We start from the raw sequence: 21437 nt of genomic DNA, 5'->3' as shown, positions 1-21437 counted from the left end.
CTTTCCCTCTCTCTAATTCCATTACCGGACGCGATCGAAATAGGAATAAGGACGTAATACTTCGACCCATTCCGGTTGTTCGACCTCTCCGTATTGCCAATGATGCACGACTTCCGCGAACCGTCCGTCCGTGACTGGCTCGTCACGTGGCGTTTCGACTGGTTTTGAACGCAGTACTGGTAAAAAGTCCCCGTCAATCGTTTGAATGCCCCATTCAATGATGTATGTAGTATTCGGGGCGACTGGTCGAACGAACCAAGCATTCGTCATTTCTGGTAGCTCGAATTGATACGTTCGATTTGCCTGTCCTTGTTCGTATTCAACAAGCGTGACATCAATGATGCGTAATTCTTTACGGAACGAATCAAACGTCGTGTGATAGTGCGTCTCTAGCAACTGTTTCGACAGTTCAGATAATTCCCAGTAGACGTATAATGCTGTTGGTGACTGAACGATGGCGTGGAGGATGTCATCCTCGTAATGTGTCGCCATTCCAAACGCGTCGCGTTCTAGCGAAGGTACCACTTGCACAGACGGTACGACGTCTAAAACCGGTGCAGTCGACTTTTTCGTCTGCTTGACCGTTTTTGATTTTACTTTCGGCGCTGCTACAGAAGGTTGTTCTGTTAACGATTTACGATATTTAGTCCAAGCATATTTGATTTTTCCTTCAGTCGTATCCAATTGAGCTGCGATTTGTTTTGTTGTCAGCCCTTGTTCCTTCATTTTAATGATTTGCTCAAGCATTCCCAATCACCTCTCTGTCATTATTCACTTCTTTCCTATTCTACAAACGTGTTTCGAATCCCTTTACAAAAAAAGTAGGCAGAGGAAATTCCTCCTGCCTACTTGATTCATCCGTTTAAATCATAATGTTTTCCTTTTTCGAGATAGATCAGATGCTCCCCGACATTCGTCAAGTGATCACCCATCCGCTCGATGTAGCGGCAAATGTTCGTGAATTGCATGACTTCATCGACGACAATCGGCTGAAGTGACATATGACGCATGTATTGGCGAAGTGCCTTATATGTCGTCTCATCAATGATGTTATCGAGATCAGACAAGGCTTTTGCTTTCTCGACATCTCCGTCACGATAGGCAACGATTGCAGTTTCCGTCATATCCAGTAATGTCTCGAATGCTTCCTTCAACAACGAAATATCGATGACATACGGGAATGTTTCAACACGTAGAACCGCTTTTGAGATATTCCCCGCATAATCTGCAATCCGTTCGAGATCAGACGAAATTTTCATCGCGGTGATGATTCGTCGTAAATCCGTCGCAACGGGTTGTTGCTTCGCGATTAAGAGAATCGCATCATCGTTGATTTCAAGTTCAAGGTCATCGAGTTCATTATCGTTTTCGATGACACTACGCGCGATGTCTTGATCATATTTTTCGAGTGCTTCTGCCGTTGTTGCGATCTGTTGCATCGTCTTACGAGCCAGTAAAAAGACCTTTTGATCGAGTATTGCAAGATTTTCTCCAAAAATCGTACGGTTCGCTGCCATTCGTTTCGTCTCCCCCTTCTTATCCGAATCGTCCTGAAATGTAATCTTCCGTTCGTTTGTCACTCGGATTACCAAAGATCCGGTCTGTTTGATCGAACTCGACGACTTCACCATTCAAGAAGAACGCTGTTTTGTCTGAAACACGTGCAGCCTGTTGCATGTTGTGTGTCACGATGATGATCGAGTAGTCTGATTTCAACTCTTGGACGAGTTCTTCTACTTTTAATGTAGAAATCGGGTCAAGTGCCGATGTCGGCTCATCCATCAAGATGACATCTGGCTCGATTGCAAGGCAACGCGCGATACAAAGACGTTGTTGCTGACCACCAGAAAGACCATAAGCATTTTCGTTCAAACGATCTTTGACTTCATCCCAGATCGCCGCACGGCGTAAACTGCGTTCGACGATCTCGTCGAGGATTTTTTTGTTTTTGACACCGTGGACACGGGGACCATAAGCGATGTTGTCATAAATTGATTTTGGGAATGGATTCGGTTGTTGGAAGACCATTCCGACCGATGTCCGTAATTCTTCGACACCGTATTCTTTATCAAAGATATTGCGTCCGTGATACTCGATTGCACCATTCGTCCGTACGATCGGAACGAGTTCGACCATTCGATTCAATGTTTTGATGAATGTCGATTTCCCGCATCCAGACGGTCCAATGATTGCCGTGACTTCATTTTTCTTAATGTCGAGATTAACATCTTTCAGCGCATGATCGTCACCGTACCATAAGTTTAAGTCTTTGACGTTATAGACGCTCTCACGTGCTGCTACTGGTTGATTCATACGCTCTGTCCCTTCTGTAACGACTGATTTCGTATTCAGCTTCGTATCCATCATCTGTCTTCCTCCTTAAAAGAAATCCCTTCTATCTATCTCGTTCGATTAATAGCGTTTTGAGAATCGGTTCCGGATCCAGATTGCAAGTGAGTTCATCGTCAAGAGGATGACCATTAAGACGATGATTCCTGCCGCTGCAAGTCCTTGGAAGTCCGCTTGTGGACGACTTGTCCAGTTGTAGATTTGAATCGGTAATGCTGTGAACTCTGAGAAAATACTTTCTGGCGCACGAGCAATGAAAATCGCAGCTCCGACCATGATGAGTGGTGCTGTCTCACCAATCGCTCGAGATACAGCCAAGATGATCCCAGTGATGACACCCGGTAGTGACGCCGGAAGAACGACTTTGAAAGTCGTTTGCCATTTCGAAGCACCGAGTGCAAGTGATGCATGACGCATCGCTTGTGGAACGGCACGGATTGCCTCTTGAGACGAGACGATGACGACCGGAAGACTCATCAACGCGAGTGTCAATGCTCCTGCAATCAATGTTGAACCGAAGCCCATGTTACGTACGAAGAACGTCAAACCAAGTAAACCGAAGACGATTGACGGAACACCAGCAAGGTTTGAGATGTTGACTTCGATGAATGAAGTCATCCGACTCTTCTTCGCGTACTCTTCTAGATAAATCGCTGCCCCGACACCAATGATGAAAATCATCGGGATGATGAGGAGCATCAAGAAGATGGAGCCCATTAACGCCGGATAAATCCCGGCACGTTCCGAACGGCGTGATGGTGCATTTTGTAGAAACTCAAGTGATAACCATGATGCACCGTCACGGATGACGCCGAACAAGAGAATACCTAAGACGACGAGACCGAAGAACAGTCCAGCAAGGAAAATGACTTTTGTGACGTTGTTGACGACGAGTCGCTGGCTAATGGATTTCTTCACCGCGACCGGATCAATGAATTTCTTTGAGACAGGTTGCTTTTCTGGTAAGGCCATCTTAGTACTCCTCTCTGAAGCGGCGTGTGATCCAGTTCGCAAGTAAGTTCATCACTAATGTGAAGACGAACAAGAGTGTACCAACCGCATAGATACTGTAATATTCGACAGTTCCAAATCCAGCATCACCTAAGGCGACCTGAACGATATACGCTGTCATCGTTTGGACTGGCTCGAGTGGATCGATCGCAGCTGTCGGATTCGAACCACCAGCGATCGTTACGATCATCGTCTCACCGATTGCCCGTGACATACCGAGTACGATCGATGCAATGATCCCTGATAAGGCAGCTGGAACGACGACTTTCAATGCAACTTCAAGACGTGTCGAACCGAGTGCAAGCGCACCATCGCGAATTTTTTTCGGAACGGAGCTCATCGCATCCTCAGAAATCGAAGCGATCATCGGAATGATCATGATCCCGACGACGATCCCCGGACTGAGCGCATTGTAAATTTGAATACCTGGAATCAATTTTACGAGTAATGGTGTAACGAACGTCAACGCGAAGAATCCGAAGACGATTGTTGGAACACCTGCTAACACTTCAAGAATTGGTTTTAAGATACGGCGTGCGCGGTCTGACGCGTACTCACTTAAATAAATCGCTGATGTGAGACCGATCGGCACGGCAACTAGCATCGCAATCACGGTAATCTCAAGCGTACCGACGACAAGTGGCCAAATTCCATACTCTGGTTGTGAGTTGAGTGGATACCAGCTCGTACTGCCGAAGAATTCCTTGAACGGAACGACTTCGAAGAAGTGTTCTGTTTCAATGACTAACGTGAGAATGATGCCGATGGTCGTAACGACCGAGACGAACGCACAAAGGAATAAAACGATCGGCATGACGCGTTCCATGACGTTTTTCATACTATATTTTTGCTGTCGGTTCTGTTGAATCAGCTCGCGAACCGATTTATTTTGTGTTGAACTCATCCTTCTTCACTCCCTACTCCTTCTTGACATGAGAACGGGACCCAACCGGTACAGACTTCCCCGGTTGGGCCATCCTCATGACTCGATGATTTATTTCATTGCGTCTTCAATTGCTTTTGCGTTTTCATCGTAACGATCTTGCGGCATTTTGATGTATCCGACTTCTTCAGCAAGATCACCAGCGTTTTCGTTCGTGAACTGAACGAAATCAGCGACTTGTTTTTTGTCTTTCATTGATTTGTTATTGATGTACGTGTAGATTTCACGTGACAGTGGATAAGAAAGATCTTTGATCGTTTCTGGTGTTGGATCGACTGCATCTTTTCCTTCCGCAGCAAGTGGTACTTCCTTCAACTTATCTTTGTTCTCTGCGTAGTACGCATATCCGAAGTATCCGATTGCGCCTTTCGTTCCTTCAACACCTTTGACGAGAACGTTATCGTCTTCTGATAATTGAACATCTTTACGCATATCTTTTTTCTCAAGTACTTCCTCAGAGAAGAAGTCGAATGTTCCTGAGTCTTTACCTGGGCTGAAGAATTTCAATGGTTCAGCCGGATAAGAAGAATCGACATCTTTCCAAGTCTTGATGTTCGGATCGAGCCAGATTTTCTCGAGTTGCTCCATTGAGAGTTCTTTTACCCATGTATTTTCTTTGCTGACTGCGACAGTCAAACCGTCATATGCGAGTGCCATTTTTGTGAATTCAATGTTGTTCTTTTTCGCTTCAGCTGCTTCTTCTTCTTTAATTTCACGCGACGCGTTCGAAAGATCTGTTTCACCAACGACGAAGCGTTTGAATCCGCCACCTGTACCAGAGACACCGACTGTGACATCTACGTCAGGTTGTTCCATCGAATATTCTTCACCGACAGCTTCCATGATCGGGAAGACAGTAGAAGAACCGTCGATTGCGATTTTTCCTTTTAAATCAGATGAACTAGCAGAACCGCCTTTATCGTTACCACATGCTGCCCCCACTACTGCGATTGATGCTACCGTTGTGATGAGTGCTGTTTTTTTCATCCAAGACATGATTAATTTTCCTCCTCGAAAGTATGTCGCTGACGATGCTACGACTTTTTATCCGTTTTCCTTACAAGACTTATACTACGGATGAACTATTAAAACGAAATGAATCCAACGTAAAAGAATTGTAAAGGCGTGTTTTTTAGTGTTTACAATTCGAAATCCATTAGAAAAAAAGGTCAATGCAAACAAAAAAACGAGAGTGATTGCTCACTCTCGTTTTTCATCTAGTTAATTTGGCTTAGTTTGCCACGGGATATCTTTGACATTAAAGTACGCTTTGACAAGATCGTGACCGATTTTCGAGTTGACGGTTTCTTGTTCCATATAAGGAAGGAACACGGCCCATGCCATCTCTGGATTATCGTACGGCGCCCAGCCAACAAGGTTCGAGTTCAATGAACGAACCGGTTGACCACTTCCGTCACGTAAGGCGATCCCATCATCACCATAGACACTGACCTGCGCTGTACCTGTTTTCGCAGCTGCATCAATACCGGTTTGTGCGATGATTTTTGCTGTACCACGTTCTCCCTTGACGACACGATGCAATCCTTCTCGGACATGATCAATGTTATCTTGACTGACTTCAATCCGATTCAGATAATTCGTCTTAAAGCTATAATCAACTTGTTTCGTTCCTTTTTCAATCGAATTCGACGCGAGAACTTCTTTTAAGAAGTGCGGCTGAACACGATAGCCACCGTTGGCAAGTGTTGAAATATACTGTGCGACTTGTAGCGGTGTAAAAGCATCATACTGTCCGATGACTCGGTCCATGAGTAGCGTGACACGGTCAGGTGTCCCTTGAACACCTTTTGCTTCGTATGGCAAATCAACACCTGTCGTCACCCCAAGACCGAATTGGCTATAGTAATTCTGCATGATGGCAGCTGCTCCGTCTACACTCGCTCCGGCAATACCGTTACTTGGGTACTTCGCCATCCGCATCGCAATGTTGAACATATAAACGTTTGATGAACGCTCAAGTGCCGTCAAGTCCGTGATTGCTCCCATATTGACGTACGATGCTTTTTTCGTACCCCCGATTGTGATCGGCGCATCATTGATGACTTCGTTTTGACGGATGACGCCCTCCTCAAGTCCCATCGCAACCGTTGCACCTTTGATCGTCGAACCGATCTGAAGGGACGTCAACACGTTATTGATTGCGACATCCGAAAACTTACCGGTTGCTGGATCCAGCTTTTGACCAGACATCGCAAGAATCTCACCAGTCTGTGGGTTCATGACGACGGCGTAACCTTCTTTTAGATAACGACTACCCATGCCACGCCCCATTTTAATCGCTTGTTGCATGATTTGGTCGACTTGTTTGTTGTACTCTGCATCCACGGTCAGAACGAGATCTTTACCGGACTCGCCTTCTTCGCGTTTTGGATCACCGACCGGCTCTCCATTGAACGTCTCATACACATCGTACGCGGGTTTCCCGCGCAGAAGATCTTCATACTGTTGTTCAAGGAATGATGTTCCGACACGGTCATTCAAGCTGTAACCTTTTGCTTTGAACTCCGCTTGTTGTTCTGCTGGAATCTTCGAATACTTCCCGAAGATGTTTCGAAGTGTTCCTTCATATGGATAAGAACGCTCATAGAACGGTTCCACCGACACACCTTTTAAATCTTCTAGATTTTCATCGATGATCGCCATCTCTTTTGCGGAAGCACCGAGTTTGACGAGTTGTGGATCAAGCGCATATCCGACTTCCATGTTGTGTTTGATCGCAATGACTTCCATCGTTTGATCGTCATAATCGATATCGTCTTTCGTAATCGCATCTAATCGGATTTGATCCTGTTCTGCGATTGATAGTTTACTTTGTGCTTCTGCTGAAGGATATTTCTGTTTGACGGCTTCTTGATAACGACGATCAGACTCTTTCGTGTTTGTCGCGATCCAGAAGTCCTTAATATCACGTTCTGTGACTTTCCAATCTTTTTTAGGCAAATCAATGATTGCCGCAAGACGTTGTGCAATCTCAATGCGTTCATCGACTTTCGTCGTTTGTGCTCGACGGTAGACGATGGAGTATTTAGAAATCGTATCAACCAAAAGACGACCATCCCGGTCATAAATCTTTCCGCGTGGCACTTCATATTTTGATGCGATCATTTCTGTTTTTTGAACTTCCCGCGAAATTTTCTCACCATTGACGATTTGCACGACTCCTAAACGGAAAATCAAAATCGCAAACAATAAAAAAACGACGAAGAACATTAAATTCAGACGAAGCGGCAGATGATTACGCCGTCTTCCTCGTACGGTGATTCGTTTAGCCATGGCGTACTCCCCTATCGTTCAAAAGTCATCTTGTTTCATTATATAGAAGGAAACTTTCCATAACAACCTATCCCATCATTTTCCGCATTAAAAAAAGCGTATCGTTCACAATTGAACGATACGCTCGTTTTCACATTACTTCGCGTCAGCGTAAAGCTTCGCTACGTGATCCCAATCAACGACGTTGAAGAACGCATTGATGTAATCAGGACGACGGTTTTGATAGTTGAGATAGTATGCATGTTCCCAAACATCAAGACCGAGGATTGGTGTTTTGCCTTCCATGACTGGTGTATCTTGGTTTGGTGTCGAAACGACCGCCAATTTTCCACCGTCAACGATTAACCAAGCCCAACCTGAACCAAAACGAGTTGTTGCTGCTTTCGCGAATGCATCTTTGAATGCATCGAATGATCCGAATGCTTCGTCGATTGCTGTCGCGAGTTCGCCTGTTGGAGCAGCACCGTCGTTCTTCTTCAACAGTTTCCAGAAGAATGAGTGGTTCCAGTGACCGCCACCGTTGTTACGGACTGCAGTTTGAATGTTTGCTGGGAGAGCATCCAAGTTTTGAAGAAGTTCTTCAAGTGACTTTCCTTCATGTTCTGTACCCTCAAGCGCCGCATTCACGTTCGTGACATACGTGTTGTGGTGTTTCGTGTGGTGAATCTCCATCGTACGAGCATCGATATGTGGCTCAAGCGCATCATAAGCGTAGCCGAGTTCTGGTAATTCAAATTTTGACATGTTCATGTCCCCCTTTGTGCTATTTTCGAAAACTTCAATACCCTTTAAGACTAGCAAAAGAACCTGTGTTGACGCAAGTCAAGACCCTCGGATTTACTCGACTTCTCGCGGAGCAAAAACTGAGACACCACCACCTGGAACCGGGAAGACACCAAATCCTTCATCGTCGATCACGACAGGGTGATCTTGATGGTTCGTATAGTCGAACCATTCTTGACCTGCACGTTCTTCACCGACGAACATCCGTTTTTCACACATATCGGCATTCGACAATAAGACCGCGCAGCCAGAGTTCTCGATTTCCTCAACTCCACGGCGAACCCAACCGACACAATGAGGATCATCGAGATAATCTTCTTGCTCACCATATGCTTTGTGATACCGTGCATAGAGTAAAGCATCGATCATTTCTTTTTTTCCTTCTACCGGATGTGGTCCTTGCACTCCATAATAGTCACCGTAGAAGACACATGGGTAACCGTCTTTACGAAGTAAAATCGCCGCGTAAGCGTGTTGTTTGAACCAGTCATCCACCCACGACTCAAGTGATTCCCCCGGTTGAGAATCGTGATTGTCGACGAACGTGACGGCATTCGTCGGGTGTGATTCGACAAGGGTGTCCGCAAACAACGTCGTCATATCAAAGTCTTGTCCCTGCTTCGAAGCTTCATGGAACTTGTAATGAAGCGGAACATCGAACAAATCGATCGTATAGTCGACGCTATCGAGGAAATGACGACAATCATCGAGATCTGATTTCCAGAACTCGCCGACCATATAGAAATCACCTTCACTTTTTTCAATCATTGATTTTGCGAATTCATGAACGAATTCATAGTTGATATGTTTGATGGCATCAAGTCGGAAACCTTGGCAATCAATTGTTTCTTGGAACCAATGTCCCCAGCGGATCATTTCTTCTCGGACTTCCGGGTGATTATAATCGATGTTCGCGAACATCAAATAGTCATAGTTTCCGAATTCATCATCTACTTGATCATTCCAATCTTTATTTTTACCGGAAATTTTAAAGACACCCGTCTTTTCTTCACGGGCATCAAAATCCGTTCCATTGAAAAATTCATGTGTCCAGATGAAATCTGAATATTTTCCGTTACGTCCTGGGAACGTAAACTTCGTCCAAGCTTCGATTTCAAACTCTTCTGAAATTTCTTTCGAACGATCTTCTGGATGGACCTCGACGACATTGATCGTCTCGAGTTCATCGGCTGCTGCTTTATGGTTCATGACGACATCAGCGTAAACAGCGATATCGTTCTCACGAGCAACCTGGATCGCTTCGACGAGTTCATCTTTCGTACCGTATTTCGTACGGACCGTTCCTTTTTGATCAAATTCGCCTAAATCATAGACGTCATAGATGCCATATCCTGTATCCTCATCTGATTGACCTTTTGACGCCGGTGGAATCCACACGGACGTGATGCCGGCAGCACGTAATTCAGGCGCCCGCTCTTTCAAGCGTTGCCAGTGCTTCCCATCATTCTCTACATGCCACTCAAAAAACTGCATCATCGTATGGTTACGTTCCATCTCTCTTCGCTCTCCCTTAGTTACTATAGTATGAATATTATTACAATATCTTTACTATTCCCCGGGGAACAAAAATAAACGCTTCCCGTTTTTCAACGAGAAGCGTTCTACTGAATGGACCCTGCAGGGCTCGAACCTGCGACCGGACGGTTATGAGCCGTCAGCTCTAACCAGCTGAGCTAAGGGTCCTTAAGTAATAGTAGCGGCGGAGGGAGTCGAACCCACGACCTCACGGGTATGAACCGTACGCTCTAGCCAGCTGAGCTACACCGCCATGATGTATGTTTCTTACTCTTACTAGATTACGAGATGTGGCGAAACTTGTCAATATGCTATTTCAAAAAAATAAACAGCTGATTTCATATTTTTGAAATCAGCTGTTATAAGAAAATCGTATTTCACTTAGTTCGTTAAAGCCGTCCGCTGTTCAAGGACGAGATCCGTGATGTTGACAGCGTGATCGCCAATTCGTTCGAGGTTCGACAAGAGATCGACGAAAATCATTCCTGCTTGTCCCGTACATTCGCCAGCGTTAACACGAAGGACATGATGCTTCCGGAATGAACGTTCGAGTGCATCAAGTTTGCCTTCGAGTTCCAGAACCTTACGAGCTCGTGTGACATCATCCTCTTCGACAGCGCGAACAGCACAATCGACGATTTCTTGCGTTAAGGCGTACATGTCATCAAGCTCTTGCTTCGCAGCTGATGTGAACTGAATTCGGTTGACGATTTGGAAATCGACCAATTCAACGATGTTTTCGACGTGGTCACCGATTCGTTCAAAATCATTGACGGCATGCATCAATAACGAATGATCATTTGATTCTCGTTCTGATAAATCATGTGCCGCTACTTTGACAAGGTAATTCGTGACTTCTGTGTTCAAGTGGTTGATTGCATATTCAATCTGTTGTGATTCCGATACATCTTTCTTATCATGCGATTGCGTGTAACGGTGCGCTTTTGCAAGGGCGTCTTTCGAGAATTCTCCCATTCGCAATACTTCGAGTTTTGCATGATTTAATGCAAGTGCCGAAGATTGGTTCAAGATATTTTGATCCAGATGACGCGGTTTTGAATCAATCGTCGTATCCGTTCCCGGTACGATTTTTTGTACCAACCATGCGATTTGTGCAATGAACCAACATTGAATCAACGTATTGACGACGTTGAATGTTCCGTGTGCAAAGGCGATTTGCATCTTTGGACCTAAATCAAGCGTACCCGTGATCCACGTAATGAAGCTTGAGAAGATCGGTAAAGCAATCAAGAATAAAATCGTTCCGATAATATTGAAGATGACGTGTGCTGCCGCTGTCCGTTTAGCTGCAATCGACGCACCAAGTGCTGCAAGTACTGCTGTGATCGTCGTTCCGATGTTATCACCGAACAAGACCGGAAGTGCTGCTTTGATATCGATCATGCCACCAGCATACAACTCTTGTAAGATACCGATCGTCGCAGAAGACGATTGGACGAGAACAGTAAAGATCGTTCCGACGAATACACCAAGCAATGGGTTATCCGACATCGATACAGTCAACTCACGGAACCAGACACTTGACTCGAGTGGAGCCATTCCGTCGCCCATCAATGTGAGACCATAGAACAATGCACCGAAGCCAAAGAAAATCTGTCCAATGTATTGAACCCGTTCTTTATTGAAGAAGAAGATTAAGAAAGCACCAATTGCGATCGCTGGAAGCGCAGCTTCCTTGACGTTAAAGCCGATGATGAAGGCGGTAATCGTTGTTCCGATATTTGCCCCCATGACGACTCCGATTGCCTGTCTTAAATTCATCAGACCCGCACTAACGAGACCGACGACGATGACGGTCGTCCCTGACGACGACTGAATTAAAATCGTGACGACGATACCTGCTAAAATACCTAATAGTGGATTCGTCGTATATTTATCGAGGATGTAACGTAATCGGTCTCCGGCTGTTTTTTGGAGCCCATCTCCCATATACTTAATACCGAATAGGAAAATCCCGAGTCCACCGATGAAGGTGAAAATCATTTCCTGCAAATCATAGTTCATCTTGCCAGCTCCTTTATTTCATGTGGATTGATGTGTTTGTAAAGTTTATTTTCTCAACTCCCCCATTATGTAAAGGTCTAGTGAACTTGTAAATAGTTTTTTCGATATCCGTTTGTTAAGCTTTTATTAATCTGTATCATTACACAAAAAGCCTTTATTACCAACACAAATCAAATAATTTAAATCTGTTATAAAACATTAGAAAGAGTGATTTACTTGTCATTTTTACGTCAACTGATTAATTACTTACAAACTTCCTTAATTCCAAATCGTCCGTTTTTGCGTCTTCGTTTGGCAGATGTTTCCCTTTATTTTTGTGGATTAGCTTGGATTTCATTTTGGACGACGGTCATTGATTCCTTCTTTTTACAAAAAAACATTCCGATCGTCGTCTGGTTCATCCTTCATTTCATCTTTATCGCAATCGCTGTATTACTTTACGTATTGTTTATGGCGTATCTAACAAAAGGGTTTGTCCGATTGTTACTTCCCCGTCCGTGGGCATATCGCCAAACGTTTCCTTATACAGTCGCAACGAACCTCTGGTCTTTCCCAATCGGTATGCTTCTATACCAACTTGATTATCCTCGCTTCGGAATCGGGATACTCGTAATCGGACACTTCGTCTACACATTAGTGCCATTATGGATTGCCCGTTCCTCGAAGCCGCGTTCTTCACGTAAACCTCAATGAGTATAAAAATCAGGCGTCCGACGGATTGACGGACGCCCTTCTTTCATTAAACAATTGTAAATGTTCAATTTTCGTTCTTGTTTCTCGATTTTTAGGGAATAGTTCGATATGATAGAAAAGGTAAACATAAACAATATGGCGGTATGCCACAAAAGGAGATTTTCGATATGCCGAAAATGGTCCATCGCTCTAAGACTCGTCCCGTTCGTGTAGGGGACCTTGTCATTGGTGGAAATAATGAAGTCATCATCCAAAGTATGACGACAACTAAAACACACGACGTCGAAGCGACAGTCGCTGAAATCCTACGCCTTGAAGAAGCTGGTTGCCAAATCGTCCGCGTCGCTTGTCCAGAAGAACGTGATGCGCTCGCACTTGCAGAAATCAAAAGCCGAATTAACATTCCGCTTGTCGTAGACATCCACTTCAACTATAAACTTGCGCTTATGGCAATCGAAGCTGGCGTCGATAAAATCCGGATCAACCCGGGTAACATCGGTCGCCGCGAAAAGGTCGAAGCCGTCGTTACAGCAGCAAAAGCGAAAAACATCCCAATCCGGATCGGGGTAAACGCCGGTTCACTTGAAAAGCATATTCTTGAAAAATATGGCTACCCAACTGCTCGTGGTATGGTCGAGAGTGCTTTGCACCACATTAAGATTCTCGAAGATCTCGACTTCCATGATATCATCGTCTCGCTTAAGGCATCAGACGTACAGTTGGCGCTTGAAGCGTATCAGCTCGCTTCTGAATCATTCGACTATCCACTTCACGTCGGGATTACGGAATCTGGCCCACTTCGCTCTGGTTCATTAAAATCAGCAGCGGGACTTGGCGCGATCTTGTCACGCGGAATCGGAAATACAGTTCGTGTATCTCTTTCAGCGGACCCTGTCGAAGAAGTAAAAGTCGCAAAAGAAGTCTTGAAATCATTTGGTCTCGCAGCGAACGCAGCGACATTGATCTCATGTCCAACATGTGGTCGGATCGAAATCGATTTAATGTCAATCGCTGCAGAAATCGAAGACTATATCGAAAACATCCAAGCGAACATCAAAGTTGCGGTTCTCGGATGTGCGGTCAACGGTCCTGGTGAAGCACGTGAAGCTGATATCGGTATCGCTGGTGCACGAAACGAAGGATTGTTATTCCGTCACGGAGAAATCATCCGTAAAGTACCGGAAGCAACGATGGTCGAAGAATTGAAGAAAGAGATCGATGCGATCGTTCTCGAAAAACAGGCTGAAAAAGAAGCCGAAAAAGCGAACCATGCATAAGTTGAAGACTCCTCCCTCGCGAGGAGTCTTTTTTCGTATCTCGATTTCGACTATGTTATACTAAGTGAAGAAAAATTTTTAGAACGTGGGTGACTGTAAATGAAAATTGGAATTGACATTGATGGAACGATCACACATCCATCCTCTTGCTTCACTTACATGAATAAATATCTCGGAACGTCGATTGACTTCAATCAGGCGTCCGAGTATGAATTGCATACGTACACCGATATGAATCAAATCGAATTTTGGGACTACATGGTGAACTCCGGTCACGAGACCGGCATTTATCGTGAATCCATCCCTCAAGAACATGTTCGCCACCACTTATGGAATTTGCGGAAGCAATATGACCTCCATTACGTAACAGCACGATCGGAGCTCGTTCGTCCTGTAACAGAAGAGTGGATCAAACAACACGAACTTCCTCTTGATTCCTTGATCATGACGGGATCACACGACAAAGTACAAGTCGTTCGTGATTTATCACTCGATTTATTCATGGAAGATCGATTAGAGAATGCTGTGCAGATCGCAGAAGACACATCGATTCCTGTAATCTTGTTCGACGCACCTTATAACCGTAAAGCCGTACCGAATAATGTCATTCGTGTCGCTTCATGGAATGAGGCCGTTCAAGAGATTCAAAAATTTGCACCGATTCGTTAAAACAGCCGATTAGGCTGTTTTTTCCATTTTTATGTCATTGCACGACTTGATGTCCTACAATGACGATAGATTGAAACTTTGATATAGAAAGGGCTTCATGATGCTTGCGACAGTGAATATCTTTTTTATTAATATCTGTATTATTTTTCTCGTTTCTACGTTCACCTTTTACCTACTTCGTGATCGTTTGCCAATTCAACCTGACTCAAAAATATCTACTCGTCTCTATTTCGGACTTTCCAATGGTCTGACTGGCATTCTACTTATGCATAATGCAATCGACTTAGATGGAGCATTGATTGATTTACGGTTATTACCTCTCGCTTTGTCCGCTTTGTTCGGTGGTAATATCAGTATTGCCGTGACAGGATTGATGCTCTTGATCTACCGATTCGTGATTGATAGCGGAGATTCACTAGACGCTCTGTTTAGTTCCGTCATCACACTACTTGGATTTCTAGTACTTTCTTTTATTTGTCGTCGATTCATCAAACGGCAAGGGTACTTCTTTTCTGCCATCGTCACAGTCGGTTCCCTACTCGTACTCTCGCGATTGATTATGAGTAACTCCCCAGCGGATGCCTGGGGAACGATTTATATTCCATATTTCATTTTAACGATTGGTGGAGCTCTTTTGTTTTATCGTTTGTCTTCACTCCTTCAGCAACATTTTGTTCTTTATTCTTATCAATCCTACCTTGCTTCGACCGATCAATTGACGCGGCTCGCGAATCGCCATGTCATTTTAGAAAAAGTCACGACGCTCGAAAAGAGTACAGATTCTTGGGGAGTCATCTTGTTTGATTTGGATCACTTTAAGAATGTAAATGATACACATGGTCACGCGATCGGAGACGCTGTCTTGCGCCACTTTTCAATCTTATTGAACGAGTATTGTCCGGCACCCGTTACGGTCGGTCGATATGGTGGTGAAGAATTCATCGTCATCGTTCCAGACATTGAACGGCATCCTCCTGTCGTCCTAGCTGAAACAATCGTAACAGCCGTTCAGCAAACACCGTTCGTCATGCAAGATCATGCCGTATCCATTACGGTATCCGCAGGAATTGCTTATGCTCATCAACAACCAGCTGAAACAGTATTTAAGCAAGCGGATAGCGCTTTGTACGAAGCAAAAGTACAAGGACGAAATCAGTATCGCCTGTATCGATCAGAATGAATACTAAAAAGCCACTTTTCCTCCGAGCGATTCGGACTGAAGTGGCTTTTGTTGGTCAACGGACCGTTCCTTCATTCGTTTTTTGCAGTAGACAGATGATTTCTTCAAGTGATACCGGCTTAGCAAAGAAATAACCTTGGAATAGATGAATGCCGATTTCCTTGGCAATGCGTACTTCTTCTCCTGTCTCAACTCCTTCGACGATACATTCGACATGCATCGACTGGCTCAGTTGAAAAATCGACTCGAGGATGGATTGTCGTTTCTCCGATTCACCGATTTGTTCGATGAATTGCTTTGGAATCTTTAATTGACGTAACGGTAACAAACGCTCGAGAACATGATAGGACGCATGACCGGTTCCGAAATCATCGAGTGACAACGGGAAATCGAGCGTTTTGATTCGTTTGAGTGCTCGATGAATCGATTGGCTCTCGAAATCAAGTGACTGACTCTCTGTGATTTCAATTTTTATCTGTTGCGGTTTTAAGGCATACTTCAGTAGCGTTCGTTCGATGAACGGCATGAACGAATCACTCGTCAACTGGCGTGGTGATACGTTGACAGATAACGTAAACTCGTCTGGAACCAGATCGACCAATGCTTTGCGCGTCTTACAGCTTTCCTCAAAAATCCATTCTCCTAGACGAATGATTAAATCACTTTTTTCAGCAATCGGAATGAATACGGATGGTCGATCAGCTCCTTGTAACGGGGTCTTCCAGCGAACTAAGGCCTCAAGACCAATGAATTGCTCTGATTGAACATCGTATTGTAATTGATAAACTAGATGAAAATCCGTTTCGATATTCGCTTGGGCTAGGGATTGTGCTGCTTTGACTCGTAATTCTTGATCCTTACGCCATTCTTTGTCAATACACATCACACGTTCGTTTTGTTGCGCTGCTTCTTGTAAGGCAGTCAATAATTGCTGCACCCGACGCTTTCGATTATTGGTCGCCCCTTCGCCATTATCAATGACGATGGATATGTTGACATAGACATGATGCCCCTCGATTTCGTATGGTACAGAGATTTCTTGGCTCAATTCTTCCATCGCTTCCTTACATGCCACCTCGTCCGGCTTTTCCATGACGATCAATAACGTCCCTGCTTCAATCCGAGCAAAAGCTTGATAAGGAGGTAGTTGTCTCTTGAGTCGCTCGATACAGGCGCGTAGTACTTGTAACTGAATATCTTCTCCAAAATAACGTGCCAGCTCATAGTAGTTTTCTAAATGAATCCCGACAAAAATGAGCTGTTGTTCAGGTCTTGGAAAATCAATTTCGTTTAATCCTTGGCGATTCAAGACACCTGTTTCTTCATCACGTCGCGCCGTATCGTGTAATTGTATCGCAAGGTCATTTAACCGATTTAAATTGCGAATATGCAAGTGATTGATGACAAGCGCAATCGATACGCCAATCACAATCATGCCAATCCGTCCGTAATGGTCCGTCGGATCAATTTCTACCGTCACGGTATCGGCATTCCACATGACATACAAACTAGTTGCAATGGTAATCGCGATGGCGTACCACATCATGATTCGTTGATACGAGATTAAAGCGATCATCAAAAACAAAAAGCTACTTGCCCAAACGGTAACAGCTGCATAAGGTAAAAAGCTAATCGATGTAATCGGAACGACGAGCAACATCAAAGACAATAAGTGCGTTTGCAAAACGGTTTCCATTTTGCGTCGACTCATATAAAAAATAAATAGACCCATGACGATTAAAAATGAAATGATGACAGAACGACTCAAATACGCATTCTTAATTGTCTCTTCTGTCGTCGTATAAATGATCAAAGCGCCAACGAACATCATGAATAAGGCAAAATTCCCAATCCACCATTGTTGTTTCCGAACGATATCCTCCATGCTTTCCCCCTCCTTTCCGTCTGATTTTCCGTATAAAGGTTTCGACATCGCTTGATGATACTCCTGTCAAATGGAATGTGTCAATTCTTTCCTAAAAAGAAAAGTCTTCCCTCATACGTATCGTGGAAGACTTTTCTTTCAAATTGATGTTTTTATAGCTTGACTCTTCCTAACTCCTCGATGACATCCGTTGCTAGCAAGCTGCTCGGATGCATGTGTCGTTCGACTTGTCGAGAAGCACGTGCATACCACTCCGCTCCTAACGCCAGTGTTCTTTCGATATCTCCTGTTGGATGTTGTGCAAGAAGGCTGGTTAATATACCAAACAGCGTATCCCCACTTCCTCCTTTGGCGAGACCACTTGATGCATCAGAGACGACGAATCCGCCTCCATCCGGTTTCGCGATTAAGATGACATGGGACTTCAAGACGACAGTTACTTGATGCAAGATGGCATAGTCGGTTGCCTGACCAAAAAGATCATCTTGAATACTTGCGACACTCTGGTTCGTCATCCGGGCGAATTCACCGATATGCGGTGTGACGATGATTGGCGCGGTTCGTTCAGGATAACTTTCTTTTACTAGAGCTGCAGCATCTAATACAACCGGCAAATCACTCTCAAGCAGATAGTCTACCCATGTTTCGACTGCCTCTTGCGATAATCCGGGACCGATTCCAACTGCTGAGATGGAGGGGAGCATCTCCTGAATTGCTGGTAACGTCTGATCAATGACCATCGCTTCCGGCGCTTGGACGATGATTCCATGTTTCGCAAGTGCCGTCGTTGCCACTTGTAGTTTACCAACTCCTGTTCGTAAGGCTGCCCGTGTCGCGAGTTGGATGGAACCCGGCATCGTCTCACTTCCACCAATCAAAAGCGCTGTCCCGTACGTCCCTTTATGCCCGTATGGCTCCCGCTTGAACAAGGTGGTCACACCCTTAGGTGATACGCGCCATTCACCAAATGTCGGCAATCCGATATCAACCGTTTCTGATTCGCCATAAAACGGTGCTGTTCGTATTAAAAAGGCAGATCGTTTCATTGCATGCAATTGGAAGGTCACGTCTGCTCGAATCGCTGTCTCCTTAAATTCCGTTGCGTGATCCGTCGGTACACCGCTTGGAACATCTACTGCATAGATACGTGCCCCTTGTTGCTTTTGTTCCGATACGAATTCACATTGCGCTTCGAACACCTGATTCATCCGCTTTGGATCAAATCCCGTTCCATATAAGGCATCTAGAATGACATCATATTGACCACACGGTTGTTCAGTCACGAGTCCAAACGCCTCTGCATAATGAACATGGACAATGGATGTATCCGAACGATTCTCCCCAAATGGTGCATGCAGTGTGACATCAAATCCGTCGCGTATCAATTCGCGTCCAATGACATACCCATCCCCACCGTTATTGCCTGTCCCACATAAAATCAAGATTCGCTCCGTCTTCCTATGACGCTCCTTGATCCGTGTTGCGATGTGACTTCCGGCTCGTTCCATCAGCACTTCAAGTGGCAGTCCGGACGTCCGTGCCCATTCATCGATTTGTCGCGCTTCTTGTGTATCATAAATCATCTTCTCATCACCTCTGTTCGACTATTCCCGTTTTGAACAGGACTAGTCTTCTAAAACAAAAAAAGGACGCCCGACTGGGCATCCTCTTTTATTTAAGATGTCATGCGTTGACAATTCGCACAGCGTCCATAAATTTCGAACTTATGATCCTCGACTTCAAAACCAGTCTCTTGGACTGGAGAAACCCATTCCATCGGACAGACATTTAATGTTTCCGTCTTGCCGCAGATTCGGCATATCAAATGATGATGATGGTGTCCTGAAGCACAAGCTGCTCGGTATTTCATCTCACCATCTAATTCCGTCACTTCTAATAAGTCGATTTCCGAAAAGTCATTTAAGTTTCGATAGATTGTATCATAACTTAACGAAGGATGAGACGTTCGAAGAGCTTCTGCTACTTCCCGCGCACTGACATAACGATTCACTTCAAACAGATACGATAGCAAATCGAGACGCTTCGGTGTCATTTTAAATCCGGAAGCCTTCATGCGTTCACGCGCTTGTTCGATGTTCGTCTTCATGTGTTTTCCCTCCTATCCAAAAACGTTCCAACAGCATCACGATGATCAGCTCAAGTACCGCAAGCAAGACGATCATTCCACCTGGTGCCAAATCGAACTGATAGGCCAGGATGAGTCCGAGTACTGTCGCAACCTCACCAAATATGATAGCTAAAAAGATCGTCGCCTTAAAACTCTTCGCAATTCGAAGTGCTGCCGCAACCGGTAACGTGATTAAGCTTGAGACGAGCAAAATCCCAACGATTCGCATACTGATCGCAATGACAAGCGCAACGACGATCATAAAGAGAATATGCACTAAGCGAAGGCGAATCCCGGAAACGCGCGCCTGCTCCTCGTCAAAGGAGAGGAACAACAATTCCTTATAAAAAGCAAAGACGAAGATGACGACAACGACCGTCACGATAAGAATCGTATATACATCCGTCAAGGCGACAGCCGAGACCGTTCCAAACAAGAAAGAGACGAGATCCATTGAAAAGCCGTTCGCGAGACTGATGAATGTTGCCCCAAGCCCCATTCCCGTCGCCATGATGATCGGGATTGCGAGTTCTTGGAAGTGCTTGTACTTTGCACGCAACCAATCAATCGTCAGTGCCGCGATGACCGATGTCACGATTCCTAAATACAGTGGATTTAAGTCCGCTAATTGTGCGACCATTCCAGAAATCAATAGACTGAGCGCAATTCCGGCCAGCGTGACGTGTGATAGTGCATCTGCGATCAGACTCATCCGCCGGACAACAACGAACGAACCAATCAATGGTGCCGTGAATCCGATCAGAATGGCAGCCACCAAAGCGTACTGTAAAAACTTTAACGTCATGAACGCTTCAATCATTGGACACTCTTCCCTTCATGAACGAGGACACGTCCCGGAACCGGATAGAGGGAGCGAATCGTTTGTTCATCTAGTTCCCAGTATTCTTTGATGCCACAGTTACACCCTAAACGTCCATCGACCAGATGGATCACATCCGTGACAAGTTTACTGACGAAGTGGATATCATGCGTGACAAGAACGAATGTCCGGCGCTTATCTCGACGAAGTTCTTCTAATATTTCATAAAATTCTTTGACGTATCGCTGATCGACACCGACAGTTGGTTCATCTAAGATCATTAAATCCGGATCATTGACGAGCGCACGTGCGATGAAGACACGTTGTTGTTGACCACCGGATAGGTCGCCGACTTTTGAATCGCGTCGCTCCCACATGCCGACCGTTTCGAGGGCCGTTCGTACTTTGTCTCGATCGTCTCGAGACAAGCGACGAAAGAGTCCTTTTTTGGCGTACAGTCCCATCTCAACGACTTCTGCAACAGTTACCGGAAAACCGGAGTTGAACGCTGCCGCTTTTTGCGAAACATAGCTGATTCGCCACCATTCATTGAATTGTGATTGGGATTGTCCAAATAAACGAATCGTTCCTTTCGGTTGCAATAACCCTAATATACATTTGATCAGTGTCGATTTTCCGGATCCATTTTCTCCGACGATGGCTAAAAATTGTCCTTGCTCGACCTGAAACGAGACTTGATTCAATACCCGACGATCCGGGTAATCATAGCTGACTTGATCAATCTCGATGATTGGTGTTTCCATTTATTTTCACTCCTTCCGTTTTCGTAAAACGGAATAATTACGCCTTAATCAACTGTCTTATTATAGCGCCCGCCAATTAT

General features: G+C 44.8%; 19 protein-coding genes and 2 tRNA genes. 4 read left to right on the top strand and 17 right to left on the bottom strand.

The annotated features are described in order from the left end of the window. Positions 1–21 precede the first annotated feature (21 nt). The 12 genes from AC3B4V_RS01080 to AC3B4V_RS01025 form a co-directional block, all read right to left on the bottom strand. Positions 22–747, bottom strand: a complete 726-nt coding sequence (locus AC3B4V_RS01080; RefSeq protein WP_488377554.1) for a DUF4912 domain-containing protein — start codon at positions 745–747, stop codon at positions 22–24. 107 nt (positions 748–854) lie between these two features. Beyond that, entirely contained in the window at positions 855–1517 is a 663-nt protein-coding gene (phoU, locus tag AC3B4V_RS01075; protein WP_238239164.1) for a phosphate signaling complex protein PhoU, read from the bottom strand. 19 nt (positions 1518–1536) lie between these two features. Continuing rightward, the gene (pstB, locus tag AC3B4V_RS01070; protein WP_053454494.1) at positions 1537–2313 is read right to left on the bottom strand and encodes a phosphate ABC transporter ATP-binding protein PstB; all 777 of its coding nucleotides are present in this window, start codon (positions 2311–2313) and stop codon (positions 1537–1539) included. Positions 2314–2412: 99 nt separating this feature from the next. After that, positions 2413–3321, bottom strand: a complete 909-nt coding sequence (pstA, locus tag AC3B4V_RS01065; protein ID WP_029341063.1) for a phosphate ABC transporter permease PstA — start codon at positions 3319–3321, stop codon at positions 2413–2415. A gap of 1 nt (position 3322) precedes the next feature. Beyond that, the gene (gene pstC / locus AC3B4V_RS01060; RefSeq protein ID WP_047396437.1) at positions 3323–4264 is read right to left on the bottom strand and encodes a phosphate ABC transporter permease subunit PstC; all 942 of its coding nucleotides are present in this window, start codon (positions 4262–4264) and stop codon (positions 3323–3325) included. 90 nt (positions 4265–4354) lie between these two features. After that, positions 4355–5299, bottom strand: a complete 945-nt coding sequence (locus tag AC3B4V_RS01055; RefSeq protein ID WP_064300299.1) for a PstS family phosphate ABC transporter substrate-binding protein — start codon at positions 5297–5299, stop codon at positions 4355–4357. Between the two features lie 225 nt (positions 5300–5524). Continuing rightward, the gene (locus tag AC3B4V_RS01050) at positions 5525–7597 is read right to left on the bottom strand and encodes a peptidoglycan D,D-transpeptidase FtsI family protein (RefSeq protein WP_133207968.1); all 2073 of its coding nucleotides are present in this window, start codon (positions 7595–7597) and stop codon (positions 5525–5527) included. Between the two features lie 135 nt (positions 7598–7732). Next, on the bottom strand, positions 7733–8341 hold the full coding sequence (locus AC3B4V_RS01045) for a superoxide dismutase (protein ID WP_064300301.1): 609 nt from the start codon (positions 8339–8341) through the stop codon (positions 7733–7735). A gap of 93 nt (positions 8342–8434) precedes the next feature. After that, complete coding sequence (locus tag AC3B4V_RS01040) at positions 8435–9895, bottom strand: alpha-amylase (RefSeq protein WP_023467536.1); 1461 nt, start codon at positions 9893–9895, stop codon at positions 8435–8437. 115 nt (positions 9896–10010) lie between these two features. Further along, positions 10011–10084 (bottom strand) — tRNA-Ile (locus AC3B4V_RS01035). Between the two features lie 11 nt (positions 10085–10095). After that, positions 10096–10169: transfer RNA gene (locus AC3B4V_RS01030), tRNA-Met, on the bottom strand. Between the two features lie 128 nt (positions 10170–10297). Then, positions 10298–11941, bottom strand: coding sequence for a Na/Pi cotransporter family protein (locus AC3B4V_RS01025; RefSeq protein ID WP_488377553.1), 1644 nt, complete (start codon positions 11939–11941; stop codon positions 10298–10300). Between the two features lie 207 nt (positions 11942–12148). On the opposite strand from AC3B4V_RS01025, the gene AC3B4V_RS01020 reads away from it, so the two are divergent. The 4 genes from AC3B4V_RS01020 to AC3B4V_RS01005 all read left to right on the top strand — a co-directional run bounded on the left by AC3B4V_RS01020 (position 12149) and on the right by AC3B4V_RS01005 (position 15760). Further along, entirely contained in the window at positions 12149–12634 is a 486-nt protein-coding gene (locus AC3B4V_RS01020) for a hypothetical protein (RefSeq protein ID WP_488377552.1), read from the top strand. 167 nt (positions 12635–12801) lie between these two features. Next, positions 12802–13911 (top strand): flavodoxin-dependent (E)-4-hydroxy-3-methylbut-2-enyl-diphosphate synthase, encoded by a 1110-nt coding sequence (ispG, locus tag AC3B4V_RS01015; RefSeq protein ID WP_023467533.1) that lies wholly within the window; start codon positions 12802–12804, stop codon positions 13909–13911. Between the two features lie 99 nt (positions 13912–14010). Beyond that, positions 14011–14580 (top strand): 5' nucleotidase, NT5C type, encoded by a 570-nt coding sequence (locus tag AC3B4V_RS01010; protein WP_231884699.1) that lies wholly within the window; start codon positions 14011–14013, stop codon positions 14578–14580. Between the two features lie 97 nt (positions 14581–14677). Further along, the gene (locus tag AC3B4V_RS01005) at positions 14678–15760 is read left to right on the top strand and encodes a GGDEF domain-containing protein (protein WP_488377551.1); all 1083 of its coding nucleotides are present in this window, start codon (positions 14678–14680) and stop codon (positions 15758–15760) included. A 55-nt stretch (positions 15761–15815) separates the two neighbouring features. Here AC3B4V_RS01005 and AC3B4V_RS01000 read toward each other — a convergent pair whose 3' ends face one another. From AC3B4V_RS01000 to AC3B4V_RS00980, 5 genes are all read right to left on the bottom strand, one after another. Continuing rightward, entirely contained in the window at positions 15816–17645 is a 1830-nt protein-coding gene (locus tag AC3B4V_RS01000) for an EAL domain-containing protein (protein ID WP_488377550.1), read from the bottom strand. Between the two features lie 152 nt (positions 17646–17797). Beyond that, entirely contained in the window at positions 17798–19228 is a 1431-nt protein-coding gene (locus AC3B4V_RS00995) for an NAD(P)H-hydrate dehydratase (RefSeq protein WP_488377549.1), read from the bottom strand. A 92-nt stretch (positions 19229–19320) separates the two neighbouring features. Continuing rightward, positions 19321–19752 carry a Fur family transcriptional regulator gene (locus tag AC3B4V_RS00990; RefSeq protein ID WP_023467528.1) on the bottom strand — a complete coding sequence of 144 codons (432 nt, stop codon included), beginning with the start codon at positions 19750–19752 and terminating at the stop codon, positions 19321–19323. Beyond that, complete coding sequence (locus AC3B4V_RS00985; protein ID WP_064300309.1) at positions 19724–20593, bottom strand: metal ABC transporter permease; 870 nt, start codon at positions 20591–20593, stop codon at positions 19724–19726. Before AC3B4V_RS00985 ends, AC3B4V_RS00990 begins: the two co-directional genes overlap by 29 nt. Beyond that, positions 20590–21357, bottom strand: coding sequence for a metal ABC transporter ATP-binding protein (locus AC3B4V_RS00980; RefSeq protein ID WP_023467526.1), 768 nt, complete (start codon positions 21355–21357; stop codon positions 20590–20592). Before AC3B4V_RS00980 ends, AC3B4V_RS00985 begins: the two co-directional genes overlap by 4 nt. Positions 21358–21437 lie beyond the last annotated feature (80 nt).

Source organism: Exiguobacterium sp. E17S (assembly GCF_057772545.1).
The sequence above is the reverse complement of the archived record's forward strand: the minus strand, read 5'-3'. Positions and strand labels throughout refer to the sequence as shown.

Bases quoted from the DNA above. Each gene is read 5' to 3' on its own strand.
- AC3B4V_RS01080 (WP_488377554.1), bottom strand. From the start codon at position 747: ATGCTTGAGCAAATCATTAAAATGAAGGAACAAGGGCTGACAACAAAA.
- phoU (WP_238239164.1), bottom strand. From the start codon at position 1,517: ATGGCAGCGAACCGTACGATTTTTGGAGAAAATCTTGCAATACTCGAT.
- pstB (WP_053454494.1), bottom strand. From the start codon at position 2,313: ATGAATCAACCAGTAGCAGCACGTGAGAGCGTCTATAACGTCAAAGAC.
- pstA (WP_029341063.1), bottom strand. From the start codon at position 3,321: ATGGCCTTACCAGAAAAGCAACCTGTCTCAAAGAAATTCATTGATCCG.
- pstC (WP_047396437.1), bottom strand. From the start codon at position 4,264: ATGAGTTCAACACAAAATAAATCGGTTCGCGAGCTGATTCAACAGAAC.
- AC3B4V_RS01055 (WP_064300299.1), bottom strand. From the start codon at position 5,299: ATGTCTTGGATGAAAAAAACAGCACTCATCACAACGGTAGCATCAATC.
- AC3B4V_RS01050 (WP_133207968.1), bottom strand. From the start codon at position 7,597: ATGGCTAAACGAATCACCGTACGAGGAAGACGGCGTAATCATCTGCCG.
- AC3B4V_RS01045 (WP_064300301.1), bottom strand. From the start codon at position 8,341: ATGTCAAAATTTGAATTACCAGAACTCGGCTACGCTTATGATGCGCTT.
- AC3B4V_RS01040 (WP_023467536.1), bottom strand. From the start codon at position 9,895: ATGGAACGTAACCATACGATGATGCAGTTTTTTGAGTGGCATGTAGAG.
- AC3B4V_RS01025 (WP_488377553.1), bottom strand. From the start codon at position 11,941: ATGAACTATGATTTGCAGGAAATGATTTTCACCTTCATCGGTGGACTC.
- ispG (WP_023467533.1), top strand. From the start codon at position 12,802: ATGCCGAAAATGGTCCATCGCTCTAAGACTCGTCCCGTTCGTGTAGGG.
- AC3B4V_RS01010 (WP_231884699.1), top strand. From the start codon at position 14,011: ATGAAAATTGGAATTGACATTGATGGAACGATCACACATCCATCCTCT.
- AC3B4V_RS01005 (WP_488377551.1), top strand. From the start codon at position 14,678: ATGATGCTTGCGACAGTGAATATCTTTTTTATTAATATCTGTATTATT.
- AC3B4V_RS01000 (WP_488377550.1), bottom strand. From the start codon at position 17,645: ATGGAGGATATCGTTCGGAAACAACAATGGTGGATTGGGAATTTTGCC.
- AC3B4V_RS00995 (WP_488377549.1), bottom strand. From the start codon at position 19,228: ATGATTTATGATACACAAGAAGCGCGACAAATCGATGAATGGGCACGG.
- AC3B4V_RS00990 (WP_023467528.1), bottom strand. From the start codon at position 19,752: ATGAAGACGAACATCGAACAAGCGCGTGAACGCATGAAGGCTTCCGGA.
- AC3B4V_RS00985 (WP_064300309.1), bottom strand. From the start codon at position 20,593: ATGATTGAAGCGTTCATGACGTTAAAGTTTTTACAGTACGCTTTGGTG.
- AC3B4V_RS00980 (WP_023467526.1), bottom strand. From the start codon at position 21,357: ATGGAAACACCAATCATCGAGATTGATCAAGTCAGCTATGATTACCCG.